Genomic DNA, 14,000 nt, shown 5'->3' with positions numbered 1-14,000 from the left:
GACTGCCACCATGGCCGTCTACGTCGATCCGCCGCTCTGGCCTGCCCACGGAACCCACTTTTCCCACCTGGTCTCGGACACGTCGCTGGCGGAACTGCACGCCTTCGCCGCAGCCGCCGGCATCCCGGGGCGAGCGTTCGACGGCGACCACTACGACGTCGCCGAGTCCCGGTACGAGGCCCTGGTGGCGGCCGGCGCCATTCCTGTGGAGGGCCGGGTCCTCGTCCGAAAGTTGATCGCCAGCGGGTTGCGGATCCCGGCCCGACGGCGCGGCAAGGCCCTCCGGGTTCCGCTCCTGAACCGCTGGAACCAGGCGTTGGCGGGCCACGACGCCCTCTTCCTGGACCTGCTGGACCGCTGGGGCGAGGAACACCGGAAGTACCACGGCCGCACCCATCTGCTGGCGGTGCTGGAAGCCCTGGACGTGCTGTGCGATCCGGCCGATCCGCCCCGCACCGTGCTGCTGGCCGCCTGGTTCCACGACGCCGTCTACCGCGGCGTGGCAGGCCAGGACGAGGAAGAGTCGGCGCGGCTGGCCGACGACCGGCTCCGGCATGCCGGTCTCCCGGCCGCCGAGGTGGACGAAGTGGTGCGCCTGGTGCTGCTGACGGCCGACCACTGTCCGGAGCCCGGAGACGACGACGGCGCCCTGCTCAGCGACGCCGACCTCTCCGTCCTCGGCGGGGAACCGGAGGCCTACGCCCGCTACCTCGCCGCCGTCAGGGAAGATTTCGCGCACATCGGCGACGCCGACTTCGCCGCCGGCCGCGCCGCCGTCGTCCGCCAGCTGCTGCAGCTCGATCCGCTCTTCCACACCGACCGTGGCCGGACACTGTGGCTGGACGCGGCCCGCCGGAACCTACAGGGCGAACTCGCGTGAGCGGTGCCCCGGCCTCCCACCGGAGACCGGCGGCTCAGGCAGCCACGCTGAGGTGATTCGCCAGCCGGTCGAACGACTCGCGCCACCCTTCGCCATGGCGGTCGCGGCTTTCCGCAGAGTCGAACGGCCCCTGGGTGAAGGTCATCTGCGTGCCGCCGTCGATCTCCTCCAACCGGATCGTCACCTCGGTCTCGAAGCCGCGGGTGCCGTCCGGCTTGTCCCAGGCATGGGTGAACATGAACAGGTGCGGCGGCTCGACATCGGTATGCACCCCACTCCACCAGAATTGCTGCCCGGTACTGTCCTGGATCATGCAGGCGCGGTACAGGCCGCCGACTTCGAGGTCCGCGTCGACGCTCTCACGCGGGACGTGGAAGCCGCGCGGACCCCACCACTGCGGAGCCTGGTCCGGGTCCGTCAAAGCCGACCACACGCCGTGGATCGGCGCCCTGAACTCGCGGACAATGACCAGCATGAGGTCCGTTTCGCCGTTTGCCGGTTGGCTCATGGCCCTCTCCCTCGGATTGCTTGAACTGACAGGTGAAGTCCCCCGGCCTGCTGGCTGCGCTGCCGCCGCCTAGCGCCGGCCGGGGCTGTAGGCGGTCACATACGGGGTGTTGCTCGGGATGATTTGTTTCCCGAGCGGCATCAGCGAGATGGGTATGAGCTTGAGATTGGCGATCGCCAGCGGAATGCCGATAATCGTGATGGCCATGGCGAAGGCCGTAACGACGTGTGCGATCGCGATCCAGATCCCGGCCACAAGCAGCCAGATGACATTTCCCACCAGGGTGAATATGCCGTTGCCGCCGGGCTTGTCCACCACCATGCGGCCGAACGGCCACAAGGCATAGGACGCGATGCGGAACGAGGCCAGGCCCCACGGAATGGTGACGACCAGCAGGCAGCAGACGACGCCGGCCAGGAAATATCCCAAGGCAAGCCACAGGCCGCCGAAGAGCAGCCAGATGATGTTCAGGAGTGTCTTCATGGATTAATTCTCGCCCGTAGGAGTGACATTCGGATCAGTGGTTTACCCGGAAAGATCCCTGATTTTCGCGCCCAACCCCGGACAGGTTTCCACGAGCCCGGTCCACGGGTGCCCGGCCGGGTTGGGCCCGCCCCGTCGGTGCTTAGGTATCGGCCTGTTTGACCATGGCGGCCTCAACGTTGATCTTGACCTTGTCGCTGACCAGCAGGCCGCCCGCTTCAAGGGCGGCGTTCCACGTCAGGCCGAATTCCTTCCGGCTGATGTCCGCCTCGGCACTGAATCCGGCCCGGGTGGCGCCGAAGGGGTCCACCGCCACGCCGGTGTACTCGACTTCGAGCTCCACCGGCTTGGTGACGCCACGGATTGTGAGCTCGCCGGTCAGCACATAGTCTTCCCCCTCACCCCGGATCCCGGTGGCCCGAAAAGTCATGTCGGGGAACTGCTCAACGTCGAAGAAGTCCGGGCCGCGGACGTGGCCGTCGCGGTTGGCGTCGCCCGAATCGAAGCTGGCGGTCTTGACCGTGGCGTGCAGGCTTGCGTCCGCCAGCGACTCGCGCACCCTTGCCTCGGCGGAGGCTTCGTTGAACCGGCCGCGGACCTTGCTGATGCCCGCGTGGCGGACGCTGAAACCGATTTCGCTGTGGGACATGTCCAATGTCCACACTCCGGGGGTCAAACCTTCGGGCAGAGTCACAACGGTCTCCTTCAAGCGGTGGCGGGCCTGTCCCGCGGGCGGTCGGGGTATTCCCCACTCTGCATGCTAACGAGGAAGCCCGTCCCGGGCTAGGTCCCACCGGCCCTGACGCGGGACACGCGGCACGCAACACGCCAGCGGCCACGCCGGGCGGCGGCGTCGCGCGGCGGCGGCGGGATTTCCGGCGGCGGATCCAGCTGTCCGGGCCGAGGCGTTCTCTGGCCTTCGCTCCACGGCCGGGTTACTCTGGCCTATAAATGCCGGGCAATCACCGAATTTCGCAGAACTATTCACACAGTCCTGATCAACCAAATGATGTGAGGAATCGTGGCCAGGTCCCTGGGGAAACGTGGCAAGGCGGGTATCTGCGCTGGCTTGCTGAGCCTGGGTCTGTTGCTTTCCGCCTGCCAGCCCGGGCCGCCGGAACCCGCACCGCGCCCCAGCCCCGGCACGCCGTCGTCCCCCGCGCCGTCGTCCCCACCGCCATCCACCGCACCGCCGTCGTCGTCTGCCGCGCCGTCAGCCGGGGAGCCCGTGCACTTCACCGCCCAAGGTGACATCGGCGTAGGCTCGGGCGCCAAGAAAGTGCTCGACGCCGTTGCCGGCCTCAAGCCCCACCTGAACCTGGCGCTGGGCGACTTCGCATACAAGGCCGGGCTCGAACAGGAGTTCTGCGACATGGTCACCGCCCGTCTCGGCGAGAACTTCCCGTACCAGTTGGTGTCCGGAAACCACGAGAGTGACGGCCGGGATGGCGACATCGAGAAGTATGTCCAGTGCCTGCCCAACAGGATGCCCGGCCTCCAGGGCGAATACGGCGTCCAATGGCGCCTCGATGTCCCCGAGCAGAATCCGGTTGTCCGCTTCATCATGGTTTCCCCCGGCATCGATTTCCGTGGCGGGGAGCCGCTGGACTACTCAAGGGACAGCGAACGCTGGCGCTGGACTGCGGACGCCATCGACGAGGCCAAATCGCAGAACATCCCCTGGACGGTGGTGGGCATGCATACCCCGTGCCTGAGCGTCGGCAACTACGACTGCCAGGCGGGGCAGGACTTCACGAATATGCTGATCGAAAAGCAGGTGGACCTGGTCCTGTCCGGCCACGACCACGTCTATCAGCGGACGCATCAACTGGCCACGGGCGGAGGCTGCGCGGAACTCGTTCCCGCGACCTTCGCCTCCGCATGCCTGGCCGATACCGATGACGCCATGGCCCAGGGCTCGGGGACCGTGTTCGCCACCGTCGGCGTTGGCGGCGTCGGACTCTACAACGTCCGGTCCGAGGACCCGGAGATGCGCTACTTCGCCAGCACATCCGGAAAGAACCAGGACCCGGCCTTTGGGACCTTGGACGTCATGGCGACGGCGGATGAACTTGCCGCCCGGTTCATTCCCGCCGACGGCTACAGCTTCTCGGATTCCTTTACCCTCCGCCGGTAATCTGCTGCGGCATTCCGGCTCAGGAGTGCGGCGGCGCATCCGACGGTAGGCCGCCGGACGCGCCCAAGACGGCTCAGGCCGGCACCCAGATGCTGACCCAGTCCAGGTAGACGTGGCCCTGGGTTTCCGGAGCCGGACACAGAGGCAGGCAGGATTCGGTCTGCAGGATGAAATGCATGGGCGTCGAGGGCACGTCCGTCGTGCTCGCGCCGATGGATCGTCCGTCAATGAAGAACTCAACGCGTCCGGGGGTCCACTCTGTCGTGGCCACATGCCAGTCCGTGGAAACTTTATTGGAAAAGAACTGTTCAAAACGCTTTGGATCCAAGGACATGAAATGGGCAGCTGCCGTCAGGATTGCTCCGAGGTCGCCTTCGGGAAAATCTATCTCCCCGTCCCGCGGCCAGATGCCACTATCCGGCCACAGGAGCCACGCCGTCTTGAAGCCAGGCATGGCATCCCCCCTGTACCGGACTGAGTAGCGGCCGTACAGCATGCTGTTGGCCCTCGGGGGATTTTTGCTGGCATTCGGAAATTTGGGCGTGGGCGCGGCGCCCATGAAGACACCGTTTTCCGAATGCATGAACCAGTCCAGAACGCCGTTTTTGACGCTCAGGACTTTCGAGGGGTAGTAGCCCGATTTTCCGCCGCTGACCTGTCCGTCCGTATCCGGTGTTCCGTCTTTGTATCCCGCACTCCACCGGTCCCGGTACAGCGGCCCGGGAAAGGAGCCAAGGGGGACGTCACCGCCGGAGAAGTCCTCCACAAAGACGTTCCTCCATCCGGGCAGATCCCCCGACATGGCCGTGTCAGTGGTCCGGTCCGGAGGCGGTGCCGATGTCCGGGCAGGCCGTGACGCCGGCGCGCTCCCAGTCGCAGGGGCGGCAGTGGCGGTGCCACCTGCCGGCGGCTCAGTCGGCGCCACTGATTGGAGCCCGGGCTGGGCTCCTGTTCCGGCGTCGGTCGGCGGAGCCGCCGGCGACGCCGAAATGGACGTGAACAGCGGCCGCTCGCCCTGTGGAGCTGCATCCGTGCCGCACGCCGCCAGGGCCAGGACCATGACCATGGCGGGAACCGCCATGGTCATGAAGGTCAGGAGACGCCGGCGACCTGCCGGCACGCGCCCCCAATGAACGGGTGTCCGCATCCGGCCAGTGTCGCATGGAGGCAACCGCCCATCAACAGTTTTGCCTCAAATTTGGTTGAAGGTTCCAGTTAATCCAAGGTTAATGCAAGGTGGCGAAACCAAACTTTAACCCTGGGGTATATCACTAAGTTGTCGACGACCGAACAGCGTAAGCATTGGGTCTATTTTCCGGTCGGAGGAGTCGGAAAGCGCTGTAGTTGCGACGAGCAGAATACGTCATTGAGTGGTGAGGCCAGTGTCCATCCCGAATCTCAAGCCGAACGTGCGCCCCCAAACGACGCCCCCGCCGGCAAATCCCTCGGTCAGCGTGGTGATCCCCACTTTGAACGAGGCAATGAACCTGCCGTGGGTGCTGCGGCGTGTGCCTTCCTATGTGGATGAGGTGGTAATTGTTGACGGCCGTTCCCTGGACGGCACAGTGGAGGTGGCCCGGGCCTTGCGCCTGGACGTCGTGGTGGTGGCAGAGCCCCGCCCTGGCAAAGGCAACGCCGTGCGGGCGGGATTCGCCGCAGCCTCCGGCGACATCATCGTCATGCTCGACGGCGACGGCAGTATGGATCCCCAGGAGATCGGCTGGCTGGTGACTCCGCTCCAGCACGAATACGACTTCGTCAAAGGCTCCCGCTATGTGACGGGCGGCGGCTCAGACGATCTCACATGGCTGCGCAGCGGCGGAAACAAGATGCTCACCCGGCTCGCCAACACTGTCCTCCACAGCGACTACTCGGACCTTTGCTACGGCTACATCGCCCTGCGCCGCGAATGCGTTGACATTCTGGAGCTGGAGTCGGACGGGTTCGAGATCGAAACTGAACTGATTGTGCGGGCCTCAAGGGCGGGCCTGCGCATCGCCGAGGTGCCCAGCCACGAACTGTCCCGCATCTCGGGGCAGTCAAACCTGCATACCTTCCGGGACGGCTGGCGGGTCCTCCGCACCCTGGCCCGTGAGCGCGTGAGCTGGGAAGCCCCGACCGCCGGCGCCCGCCCCGAAGCCCTGCGCCGGGTCAAGTACAAGTACCCCAACGAGGTCTTCCCGCACGTTCCCACCGATCCCAGCAGCGTCCTGGGCGTACGGGCAGGCGAATAGGATGTCCGAGAACTCCAGCCTTCCGGAAGTATCCGTGGTCATTTGCTCCTACTCGGAGGACCGGTGGGACCGGCTGATCGGCGCCCTGGACTCCGTCCGCACCCAGACCTTCCCACCCAAGCAGACGATCGTCGTCGTGGACTACAACGTGGACCTGTACAAGCGCCTGATCTTTACCGTCCCGGATGCCGTAATTGTCGAGAACGCCGGACCCAAGGGTCTCTCCGGCGCCCGCAACACCGGAGCAGGAATCGCCAAGGCCGAGATCGTGGCCTTCCTCGATGACGATGCCGAAGCCGAGCCGGACTGGCTCGAACGGCTCGCGGCGATGTACGACGATCCCGACGTTCTGGCGGTCGGCGGCCGGGTGGAACCGCTCTGGGAAGCCGGACGGCCGGGCTACTTCGCCAACGAGCTCGACTGGATTGTCGGCTGCACGTACCGGGGAATGCCCAAAGTCGCCGCCGAGGTCCGCAACGTCATTGGCGCGAACATGTCCTTCCGCGCCGGCGTCCTGGAACGGGTCGGCGGTTTCAACACAACCTTGGGCCGCCAGGACGCCGTCCCGCTGGGCTGCGAAGAGACCGAACTGTGCATCCGCGCGGTGATCGGAGCTCCCGGATCCCGGGTGGTCTATGAGCCCGCGGCCCTGGTGCACCACCACGTTCCGGCCGAGCGCGGCACCGTGCGCTACATGCTGGCCCGGTCCTGGGGCGAGGGGATTTCCAAGGCACAGGTCAGCAGGGTGGTCGGCCACAAACGGGCACTTGGTCCCGAGCGGCGCTACGTCCGGCAGGTCCTGCCTCGTGCAGTGTTCGCCGGAGTCCGCGGCTGGCTCGGCGGCGGGGACCGCGCCGGGCTCGGCCGGGCCGCGGCCATCATCGCCGTGCTCGCGGCCACCGCGACCGGCTATGTGCGCGGCCGCCGGCTGCCTGCGGCGCCGTCGCCGGCCAAAGCGGCTGTTGTGACGCCGGAAGAGCCGTGGCGGGAAGTCAAATGAACCGCGCTGCGCCCTTCCCCTTAGACCGCCCGGTGCAGACGCACCCGGAACCACCTGACCGCAGGAACCCGACCCCAGAAAGCTTGGATCATGAGCCAACCTGAGCGCGACGTGAAACAGCCCATAGGCGCCTCTGCCGGAGCCTCCTTCGATGTCCACGGGATCGTGGGCATCGACGTGGAGGCGGGCACGCCAGGAGAACCGCAACTGCGGGACATGCTCGCGCCGTTCCTGGGGAATTCCACCGCGCCGCGGCGGATCACCATCGGCGCCAAGATATCGCCGGTTTCCAGCCAGTCGCACGCGGAGGATGCCTACCGGTTCACCGGGGAGTCCCTCTATATTCCGGCGGACCGCGTCCAGATCATCGAAACCAAGGACGGGTACCGGATCGAAGGCGCCGGTGAGCTCCTGACCTCTGTGATTCCGCTGCTGGACCGGCTGTGTGTCCAGGAGGAGACCGCCATGATCCATGCCGCCGTGGTGGACTTCCGCGGCTCCGGGGTTCTCCTGCCGGCCTGGGGAGGTGTTGGAAAGACCAGTACGGTGGCGAAGCTGGTGGCCATGCCCGATGTGCGGTTCATGGCCGACGACTGGGCCTTCATGGGCGCCGGCGGAATGCTCATGGGCTACGCCAAACCGATGTTCATCAAACCCCACCACCGTGCCATCTACCCGGACATGTTCCGGGGAACCCGCAAGCCCCTGGCCCCCGGATGGCTGACGACCCCTGTCGCCCATCTGGCCACGGCGGTCCACCCGGTCATTGTCCGCTATCCGAAAACAGCCGCGTTCACCCGCCGCTGGTCCCCCGAACACCGCATGGTGCAGCCGGAGCATGTTTTTGGGGCGCAGCGGATCTCGTCCGCGGCGCCGGCACAGCTGGCCATCTTCCTCGAGCGCTTCGACGGCGCGGACGCGCGGCTGGAAGCACGCAGCGCCGAGTGGATGACGTCCCGGGTCGTCGGCAACTTCCATTCGGAACTGCCCATGGTCTCGCGGCGCCTCGTCGAGGCCCTCGGCGCCACCAGCCTCGTCCCCCTGGAGGAGCATTTTGGCCAGAAGGCGGCCGTGGTGCGCCGTGCCCTGGAGGACGTTCCCTGCTGGCTGCTCCGGCTGCCGGCCGCTTGGTCAGCGGACCAGGCCTCTGACTTCATCGCGAATCTGGTTCGTTCAAAACTGGATGAGTGAGGCGAGGCCACGTGAGCGATCTGAAGGTGTCGGTTGTTGTTCCGGCGCGCAATGCCGCAGCCTGGCTGGGCGAGTGCCTGGAGTCGATCCGCAGCCAACACCCGTACGAGATGATCGTGGTCGATGGCTGCTCGACGGATGACACTGTCGAAATCGCCCGCGACTGCGGGGCGACTGTCATCTCCGACGAAGGACGTGGCCTGCCTGCCGCACGGATGCTCGGCGCCCGCAGTGCCACCGGCGACGTTGTCGCCCTGATCGACGCCGACGTCGTCCTGCCGCCGAAGAGCCTGTCCCGGCTGCTCACCGAATTCGAGGCCGGCGGCTACGACGGCCTGCAATTCGGGCTGGCCAGCGAAGCCGACGGCCCCGGCTATTGGGGGGCTGCGCTGGCCTGGCACCACAACCACAGCCGGGTGCGCAAGTGGTTTGGCGTCAGCGCCACGCTGATGCGCCGTGACGTGCTGCTCGACGTCGGGTTCGACGACGACTTCCGCTCCGGGGAGGATGTGGAGCTGAGAATCCGGCTGGAGCAGGCCGGGTTCAAGCTCGGCGTCTCCGACTCCGTGGTGGTCAGGCACCGGTTCGACGACACGTTCGACTACGCCCGCGACCAATGGCTCCAGGACGGGGCCGGGATCGCCCGGACTGTCCGCAAGCACACGGGCCGCGCCGGCTGGCTCGTGATGCTGCCCCTGCTGGCCACCGTTCGGGGGGTCGGCATGTCCCTGTTCCGGGCACCCCGCTTCCTGCCGTACTGGATGGGCTTCCTGCTCTACAACTACCGCGCCATGGCCGGCGAGCTCCTGCGGCCGGCCCACAAACCGATCTCGGTCGGCGGGAACGCTGCCTGGCTGGCCGCCGCGAGGATTGCCCCCATGGTGACGGGCTTCCTGTTCTGGGCTCTCGCGGCCCTCGTGCTCCCGCCGGAGCAAATAGGTCTGGGGTCCGCGGTGGTCGCAGCCGCGCTCCTGACCGTGCAGCTGGGGATGCTCGGCGTCGGGCCTGCCACGCTGACGCTGCTGCCCGCGGAAACTGACGGCGGCCGGCGCCTCATCGCCACCGGCCTGCTTACCGTGGCGACGTGCTCCCTGCTGGGCGCGGGCCTGCTGGTTGCCGTCACCTCCTGGCTCGGCACAGGCGTGGGCGAGGCCTGGGCCGACCCCTTGGTCACGGTTCTTTTCCTGGCCACGGCGCTGCTCGCCGCCAGCGCCTACCAGCTCGACCACGTGGGCGTAGCCCAGGAACGGGCCGACCGCACGCTGGTCAGAAGCCTCGCACAGTCCCTCGTCCAGCTMCTCTTCCTGGCCGTCGCGCTGGCCGCCGGGCTCCGTGACCTGGCGGTGATTGTGGGCGCCGTTGCCGCCGGCGCCCTGRCCAGTGTCCTCGTAGGGCTGCGCCAGCTCGCCCGGGCCCACGTGTCCCCCGACTGGAAGCACGGCTTCCGGCCTCGGCCGGCCCTCAATCTCCTGAAGCCAGGGCTTCCCAACCACGCCCTCACGCTCGCCGACCGCGCGCCCGGCTACCTGCTCCCGCTCATCGTTGCAGCTACCCTGGGCCCGGCGTCGACTGCCGCCTGGTATGTGGTCTGGATGATGGCCTCGGCAGTGTTCTTCGTGCCGCAGTCCGCCGGGTTTACCCTGCAAACGGCCCTCGCGGGTTCACGGGCGCGGCCGGGCCTCCTCGCCTCCGCGTTACGGGCCAGCTTTATGCTGACTCTCGTGGCCGGGCTGATACTGCTGCTGGCCGGCCCCCTGCTTCTGGGCTTCCTCGGGCCGGATTACGCGTCCGCGTGGGTCCTCATTCCTGTACTCGTCCCGGCACTCCTCCTGAGTTGCGTGACTCAGGTCTACTACGGTCTGTGCCGGGCCCAAGGGCGGCTTTTCGAATCCACGATAGTCGCCACTCTGGCCGCCATCCTGGTCGTGGCACCCGCCGCGGCCGTGGCGCAACAATATGGCCTCACCGGGGTCTCAGTCCTTTGGGCCGTTGCCCAAGCGGCTGCTTGCCTGATGGCCACTTGGCGCCTGATCACCCTGACCCGGATGAAGCCCGCCTCCACCGCAGGCGAGATTCCTTCAGCGGCGCGCCACCAGCCGACCTGAATCGAGAAATGATGACACACGAAACGGCAACAAGCCTCCCGGTGGGCACCGCCCACCGGCATGAGGCGCATGCGCACGTCGGCGGTGCTAAGCCGCCCACCCACCGCAACCTCGGACTCACGCCGTCGTGGCACATCGGTGCCCTGGCCGCGGCAGCCGCGGCCGCGCTCGCCCTCGGCGTGTGGAGCATGAACCAGGTCAATCCCTTTCAGATCGGCGGGGCCGGGCTGATTGATGCCCTCCCCCCGGCCTATTTCGTTGCGCTCGCGCTCAGCCTCGCCGGATTTGTTGCCTCGCTGAGCCTCCGCCGTCTGGTTCCGGCGCTTCTGACCTGGCAGCTCCTGGTCACAGTGGTTCTCCTCGACGGTGCTGACCCCATCATTCATGGCCTGCCCCGCCTCGAGGCCAGCTACCGGCATCTGGGCATTGCCGACACCATTAGCCAATCGGGCCAGCTGGATCCGACCCTGGACGCCTACTTCAACTGGCCAGGATTCTTCAACGTGCTGGGAATGCTCTCCGGGGCGACGGGCGCCAAGGATCTTTTCGGGATCGCAACGTGGGCGCCGGTGGGCATCAACATCCTCCTGCTCGCACCGCTGCTGGCCCTGGCCCGGCGGTTGACGGCAAATCCGCGCCAGGCCTGGGCGGCTGTCTGGATCTTCTACGTGGCCAGCTGGATTGGGCAGGACTACCTGTCACCACAGGCCTATTCGTTCCTCCTCCTGCTCACACTGATTGCCTGCCTGCTCAGCGTCTTCGGCGGTTGGGCCTGGCCCACGGAGCGCACCCGCTTCTCCCGGTGGCTTGCCCGCAGTGTCGGCAAACTGGACAGCTCGGTCCCGCGGTATGGCGCCGCGGAACCGCACCGGGCGGACACGGCGATTCTCGTGGTGGTCTGCGCGCTGATCCTGCTTGCCATGACTGCTTCACACCAGCTCAGCCCCTTCGCCGCGATCCCCATCCTGGCCGCGCTCCTGCTGACCGGACGTCTCCGGCTGCGCTTCCTGCCGGTCCTGGCCGTGGTCCTGCCCGTCGGCTGGCTGCTCTTTGCGGCTTCCACATTCGTGGAGGGGCATTTCGGCCAGCTGCTCGGCTCGCTCGGTGACATCGGTGCGAACAGCCTCGGCGCGCTGAGCAACAGGGTCTCAGGCAGCGACGCCCACATGTTCGTGGTCTACACGCGCATGGCCGAGGTTGCGGTCGTCTGGGTGCTCGCCGTTGCCGGCGCCATAGTGGGCTACCGGCGGAAGGCACCGTGGCTGGCGGCCGCGGCCGCGGCGCTGGCGCCGCTGGTCCTGATTCCCCTCCAGCCCTATGGCGGTGAACTGCTTCTGCGCCTGTACCTCTTCAGCCTTCCGTTCGCCGTCTGCCTGGTTGTGCTGCCACTGATGTCAGACAGTGCCGCGGGGCTGAGCCTGCGCCGGGCCCTAGCGCTGCTGCTGATGGGCGCGGTACTCGCTACAGCCACTGTCGTCTCCCGTTACGGAAATGACGGCATGGAAAGCTTCAACGACGACGAAATCGCCTTAGTGAACCACCTCTATGCGACTGCGCCCACCGGTTCCGTCCTCATTGAGGCAGTTCGCAACACCCCGTGGAGATACCAGCACTACGCGGACTACGACTACCGGGCGCTCGTTGCTGCCGAGCCCATTCCCAACGCCGCGCCGCTCAGCTGTGACGCGGCCAACCAGATCGCCCACAAAGCGGGCGCGTACCTCATCGTTACCGAAAGCCAGCAGGAGGCAGCCGAACTTCGTGGTTCGACTCCCACCGGCGACCTTCAACGTTTTACCGCCACATGCGCCACGAGTCCGGGCTGGACAAAGGTTTTTGAAAACGCAGGCGGCGTGATTTTTCACATCGAAGGAGTTAGCAATGGCAACTGAACGCAGCTACGTGAGCTATGCGACGGCAGCCGTCGCCGTAGCAGCCATACCGCTCTCGTTTGTCGGCCCCGAGGGCCTGCGCCTGGCGGTGATTGGCCTGCTGATGCTGGCCGGGCCTGGAACGGCGCTGGTGTTGCTCCTCCGCTTCGACCCCCCGCGCTCAGCCCAGGCCACTGGCGCGCTTCCCCTCAGCATCGCCATCGCAATCGCCTTCAGCCTCGCGATGTCCACCCTCGTGGCGACGGCGATGATCTACGCACGTCTCTGGTCACCGCCGGCGGCCGTATGCCTCCTGTCGGCCCTGACCCTCGTATTCCTGGGCATTGAGCTCAAGCGGCCAAAGCGTGCCCTGGTGCGTGCGAAATGATCATCTTCCTGACGGGGCTGGCCACCATGACGGCCCTCGTGAGCTGCGATGTGCTTCGCGTGTTGCAGCCGGACAAGGCACTCCCGCGCGCCGTGGTGATCACCACGGCAGCCCTGCTGGCCATAGTCGGCGTCGCGGTGGTCATGCAATTGGTGCATTTGGCGCAGCTGGCATGACAGAAACCGTCCGCCCGGTGCCGCGGCGCCGGGCGGACACCAACAAGTCGAACCAATCACGGAAAGTATTTTCAATGAGAAAACTTAGAACACTCAGCATGGTTGGGACGCTCGGAATGCTCGTAGCCGGTTCCCTTGTCTTCGGTTCCGCCCAGGCTGCCACCGCCGCTACCTGCAGCCCGGCACCGACAAACTCCTATCCGGGCACCGTCGTGCTCGCCACCAGTTTTGAAGCGGGCGGCTTTTGCGGCCTTGTCCCCAAGGTGTCCGGCACCGGCACCGCAACGATGTCCACTTCGCGGCCCCACACCGGGACACATGCGGTTAAGCTGCACGTGACCACGGACTCCGGCTCGCTCGCAAACCTCTCCTCCCCTTCGTTTTCCTCGGGGACCAAGACCTCGTACGCAGACGGCTGGTTCAATATCACTGTTGCCGGCGTTTCCGGCAATGACGTCCCGTACTTCCGTTTCTTCTCCGGTTCCACCCGTGTCGCGGACATCTACCGCTACAACAGCAACGGGCAGTTGTGGCTCCGGGTCACGTCACCGAGTGGCAGCTTTGTCTACACGAAGCTGATCTCCAGCAGCATCTCTCTGAGCGCCTGGCACCATGTGTCCATGCGGGTGACCGCCAACGGCAATTCGTCAACGATCCAGGTATGGTTCGACGGCGTGCAGCGCTACAGCAGCTCGAGCGTCCAAATGCTCGGAAGCAGCCTGAGCAAAGTTCAGCTCGGGGCCGAGCACAACCGGCAAAAGGGCGACGAATACATCGATGACGTGATCATCAAACGCTCCTAGCCCCCCTCAGATGGTCCGCGGGCGGCCCAGCCTCATTCAGGCGCCTTGGCCGCCCGCACGAAATCCCCGATCTTGGCCAAGTCCTTGATGCCGCGCGCCGATTCGACGCCGGAGGACACATCGACACCCCACGCCCCGGCCTCCGCCGCTGCCCGGGCCACGTTGGCGGGATCGAGACCGCCGGCGAGCAGCCACTTGCGTCCGGTCAGGGCCTTGGCCCGGAC

At 66.5% G+C, this 14,000-nt stretch carries 15 protein-coding genes; 10 read left to right on the top strand and 5 right to left on the bottom strand.

Going from position 1 to position 14,000, the window contains the following annotated elements; all coding sequences use genetic code 11:
* The first annotated feature begins 10 nt into the window (after positions 1-10).
* Positions 11-880 carry a DUF4031 domain-containing protein gene (locus tag AC1D1S_RS13325; RefSeq protein WP_476994680.1) on the top strand — a complete coding sequence of 290 codons (870 nt, stop codon included), beginning with the start codon at positions 11-13 and terminating at the stop codon, positions 878-880.
* A gap of 34 nt (positions 881-914) precedes the next feature.
* Here AC1D1S_RS13325 and AC1D1S_RS13320 read toward each other — a convergent pair whose 3' ends face one another.
* From AC1D1S_RS13320 to AC1D1S_RS13310, 3 genes are all read right to left on the bottom strand, one after another.
* Positions 915-1,388 (bottom strand): SRPBCC family protein, encoded by a 474-nt coding sequence (locus AC1D1S_RS13320; RefSeq protein ID WP_243180640.1) that lies wholly within the window; start codon positions 1,386-1,388, stop codon positions 915-917.
* A gap of 69 nt (positions 1,389-1,457) precedes the next feature.
* On the bottom strand, positions 1,458-1,871 hold the full coding sequence (locus tag AC1D1S_RS13315) for a YccF domain-containing protein (RefSeq protein ID WP_028275466.1): 414 nt from the start codon (positions 1,869-1,871) through the stop codon (positions 1,458-1,460).
* A gap of 142 nt (positions 1,872-2,013) precedes the next feature.
* Complete coding sequence (locus AC1D1S_RS13310) at positions 2,014-2,565, bottom strand: YceI family protein (RefSeq protein WP_028275465.1); 552 nt, start codon at positions 2,563-2,565, stop codon at positions 2,014-2,016.
* Between the two features lie 534 nt (positions 2,566-3,099).
* Here AC1D1S_RS13310 and AC1D1S_RS13305 point away from each other — a divergent pair.
* Positions 3,100-4,008, top strand: a complete 909-nt coding sequence (locus AC1D1S_RS13305) for a metallophosphoesterase (RefSeq protein ID WP_476994679.1) — start codon at positions 3,100-3,102, stop codon at positions 4,006-4,008.
* 73 nt (positions 4,009-4,081) lie between these two features.
* Here the strand turns inward: AC1D1S_RS13305 and AC1D1S_RS13300 are convergent, their stop codons facing one another.
* On the bottom strand, positions 4,082-4,774 hold the full coding sequence (locus AC1D1S_RS13300; protein ID WP_243180638.1) for a glycoside hydrolase family 16 protein: 693 nt from the start codon (positions 4,772-4,774) through the stop codon (positions 4,082-4,084).
* 616 nt (positions 4,775-5,390) lie between these two features.
* On the opposite strand from AC1D1S_RS13300, the gene AC1D1S_RS13295 reads away from it, so the two are divergent.
* From AC1D1S_RS13295 to AC1D1S_RS13260, 8 genes are all read left to right on the top strand, one after another.
* On the top strand, positions 5,391-6,242 hold the full coding sequence (locus tag AC1D1S_RS13295) for a glycosyltransferase family 2 protein (RefSeq protein ID WP_476994678.1): 852 nt from the start codon (positions 5,391-5,393) through the stop codon (positions 6,240-6,242).
* Position 6,243: 1 nt separating this feature from the next.
* Positions 6,244-7,242: a glycosyltransferase family 2 protein gene (locus AC1D1S_RS13290; RefSeq protein WP_243180636.1), complete on the top strand. Its 999-nt coding sequence runs from the start codon at positions 6,244-6,246 to the stop codon at positions 7,240-7,242.
* A gap of 90 nt (positions 7,243-7,332) precedes the next feature.
* On the top strand, positions 7,333-8,433 hold the full coding sequence (locus AC1D1S_RS13285; protein WP_223917141.1) for a hypothetical protein: 1,101 nt from the start codon (positions 7,333-7,335) through the stop codon (positions 8,431-8,433).
* 11 nt (positions 8,434-8,444) lie between these two features.
* Positions 8,445-10,538 carry a glycosyltransferase gene (locus AC1D1S_RS13280; RefSeq protein ID WP_476994677.1) on the top strand — a complete coding sequence of 698 codons (2,094 nt, stop codon included), beginning with the start codon at positions 8,445-8,447 and terminating at the stop codon, positions 10,536-10,538.
* 8 nt (positions 10,539-10,546) lie between these two features.
* Entirely contained in the window at positions 10,547-12,430 is a 1,884-nt protein-coding gene (locus tag AC1D1S_RS13275) for a hypothetical protein (protein ID WP_243180633.1), read from the top strand.
* Positions 12,420-12,797, top strand: a complete 378-nt coding sequence (locus tag AC1D1S_RS13270; protein ID WP_243180632.1) for a hypothetical protein — start codon at positions 12,420-12,422, stop codon at positions 12,795-12,797. Before AC1D1S_RS13275 ends, AC1D1S_RS13270 begins: the two co-directional genes overlap by 11 nt.
* Entirely contained in the window at positions 12,794-12,973 is a 180-nt protein-coding gene (locus AC1D1S_RS13265) for a hypothetical protein (RefSeq protein WP_026538140.1), read from the top strand. Before AC1D1S_RS13270 ends, AC1D1S_RS13265 begins: the two co-directional genes overlap by 4 nt.
* A gap of 98 nt (positions 12,974-13,071) precedes the next feature.
* Complete coding sequence (locus tag AC1D1S_RS13260; RefSeq protein ID WP_243180631.1) at positions 13,072-13,776, top strand: hypothetical protein; 705 nt, start codon at positions 13,072-13,074, stop codon at positions 13,774-13,776.
* Between the two features lie 32 nt (positions 13,777-13,808).
* Here AC1D1S_RS13260 and trpF read toward each other — a convergent pair.
* Positions 13,809-14,000 (bottom strand): phosphoribosylanthranilate isomerase (gene trpF / locus AC1D1S_RS13255; protein WP_476994676.1); only part of this gene is annotated, 192 nt, incomplete at its 5' end.

This window comes from Arthrobacter sp. P1_A5, from assembly GCF_056406825.1.
This window is presented reverse-complemented; position numbering and strand designations above follow the sequence as displayed.